General features: G+C 59.0%; 3 protein-coding genes and 1 pseudogene. 1 reads left to right on the top strand and 3 read right to left on the bottom strand.

The features are described 5' to 3' along the window. A partial coding sequence (locus MPC4_RS17250) for a hypothetical protein (protein WP_210253681.1) occupies positions 1-636 on the top strand: 636 nt, incomplete at its 5' end. A gap of 90 nt (positions 637-726) precedes the next feature. On the opposite strand, the gene MPC4_RS17245 is transcribed toward MPC4_RS17250, so the two are convergent. The 3 genes and pseudogenes from MPC4_RS17245 to MPC4_RS21395 all read right to left on the bottom strand — a co-directional run. After that, on the bottom strand, positions 727-1,242 hold the full coding sequence (locus MPC4_RS17245; RefSeq protein WP_174513612.1) for a GNAT family N-acetyltransferase: 516 nt from the start codon (positions 1,240-1,242) through the stop codon (positions 727-729). After that, on the bottom strand, positions 1,239-1,526 hold the full coding sequence (locus MPC4_RS17240; RefSeq protein ID WP_174513611.1) for a type II toxin-antitoxin system TacA family antitoxin: 288 nt from the start codon (positions 1,524-1,526) through the stop codon (positions 1,239-1,241). The genes MPC4_RS17245 and MPC4_RS17240 overlap by 4 nt, the downstream gene beginning before the upstream one ends. Before the next feature lie 106 nt (positions 1,527-1,632). Continuing rightward, positions 1,633-1,833 (bottom strand): annotated as a pseudogene (locus tag MPC4_RS21395) (hypothetical protein); the annotation flags it as partial. Positions 1,834-1,957: the final 124 nt, after the last annotated feature.

Below are 1,957 nucleotides of genomic sequence, written 5' to 3'. Positions count from 1 at the left end.
TCGGGGGACCGCCGCCACAACCGAGCCTGCCGGCCATCAGACAAGCCATTCTCGACCTCTTCGCACGGCCTCCACCCAGACGATGCCCCCACTGTGAGAAACTCATCGCCGACGCCGTCGAACCAAAAGTGCCAAAGTAGTGCTATCTTCGCGACTCTTATCGTCGCTCTTCTCGGCCTCCTCGCCGCTTTCACAGCGGCATGGATATCGCGCTCCGTCAAAATCTCCGAATTCCGCCAGAAGTGGATTGACGAATTGCGGAACGACATCTCCACCTATGTTGGTGCGGCAGAAGAATGGTTTCGAAAATGGGACGAGATAAATTCCATTCCTTTTGAAGAATCTGAAGAAAGAGGGCGGCGAGATCGCGAGGAGTTGTTCCCGATCTACAATAAGGCTTGTGTGATTCTCCAAAGGATCAAGTTACGTCTTAATGCGAAAGAGCCGGATCATAATCTGCTTCAGAATGATCTTCAGGATCTAATCCATTGCCCTCCCCCGGGGACGGCATGGCAACAATTGCGGGATGAGGCTGTCGAAAAAGCCAGAAAGGTTTTGAAGGATGAATGGGAAGAGACAAAGAAAGTCGAGCTTCCTTGTCCCTCTGATTTTAAACTTCTTTGCAAGAAGAAGTGAGCATACCCGCGCTTCACTTGGCTGGGCTGCCGTAAACTCCATGGATATGTGAAGCGACGTTCCATATTGCCAGATTATGCGCGGCCGGCGTCATTTGCCGGGTTTCGCGTTCAGGGCTTGCAGGGCCGTGGCGATCGGCAGGAAGAGCGACGCCGGCTTGCTGGCGAAGCGCCGGAATCCGTGGCGCCGATAGAAGGCGACCGCCGCATCGTCCTTGGCGTCGACGATCAGCGCGAAGATCGCCGACTCGGCGCGCGCCGCCCGCGCGACGGCATCCATGATGAGCGCGCCGCCGAGCCGCTGGCCTCGATACCTGCGGTCGACGGCGAGGCGGCCGATGAGACCGGCAGGCAGGAGCGCATAGCGCGGCAAGCGTTTTGTGTCTTCGGCGGATAATTCAGCAAGTGGGAAACTCGCGGCGGCGAAGGTGTAATAGCCGGCGATCACGCCGGCGTCGTCGAGCGCGACGAAGCAATTGCTCACCCGACGTTTGATGTCTTGCGTCGCCAGCTCGTGAAGATAGCGATCGAGCGGCTCGACGCCGCTCGCAAAATTTTTGCGGTCATGCGTCGAGGTCAAGCCTTCAATGCGGAAGCCTTGCGTCACTGCGACGCCTTGATGAGACTCCGATAGGCTTCGGCGGCGCGCAACAGGCCGGGAGTCGGCGGCGGCGGATTGAGGATCGCCTCCGCGAAGGCGCGCTGATCCTCGACCGAGAGGCGGATGATCTGCGTGTCCTCGATGGTGCGGTTGGCGGCTTCCTGCGCGGCGGCGACCACGAAGTCGCTGACGCTGCGGCCGGTGATTTCGGCGGCGCGCTTGACGACGGCCAGAGCGTCGGGCGCGATGCGCGCTTCGATGCGCGCCGTGCGGGTCGGTTCTTGAGCCATGATGCCTCCTCTCTTTCTTGTCGTAATGTACGGTAATTAACCGGACAAGGCAAGAAATTTCGGCCAAGACGGGTTTTCGGCAAAGCCCCAGCCTCCCATTCGGAGGCTACATGCGGTAAAGACCCAGAAATAGGTCTCCGATCGCCTTCCGCATCCGCAGCGTGAGCCAGCGCCGCCGACGGTGCTCGGCGCGGTCATGGATCATATGGCAGCGCTGGCAAAGGGCTTTCAGATTTCGCGGCCGGTTGTTGGTGGGATCATGATCAAGGTGAGCGGTCGCCAGCACCACCTTGGTGGTTCGAACGGTTGTGGTGCAAACTTTCGGAAATCAACTGCGCAACAGCCAGGAGCACGAACCGGCTCAAGCGGCAAGAACCGCATTCCACATTTCCGGCGCGGTTTTGTTTTTGATCCGGAGCTTGCCAAGTTTA

Source organism: Methylocella tundrae (assembly GCF_901905185.1).
Taxonomy (GTDB): Bacteria; Pseudomonadota; Alphaproteobacteria; order Rhizobiales; family Beijerinckiaceae; genus Methylocapsa; species Methylocapsa tundrae.
Note: the sequence above shows the minus strand (reverse complement) of the source record. Positions and strands in the feature narration are given on the sequence as shown.

What these genes read in the sequence shown, in the direction of transcription:
- MPC4_RS17240 (WP_174513611.1), bottom strand. Translation starts at nt 1,526, where the DNA reads ATGGCTCAAGAACCGACCCGCACGGCGCGCATCGAAGCGCGCATCGCG.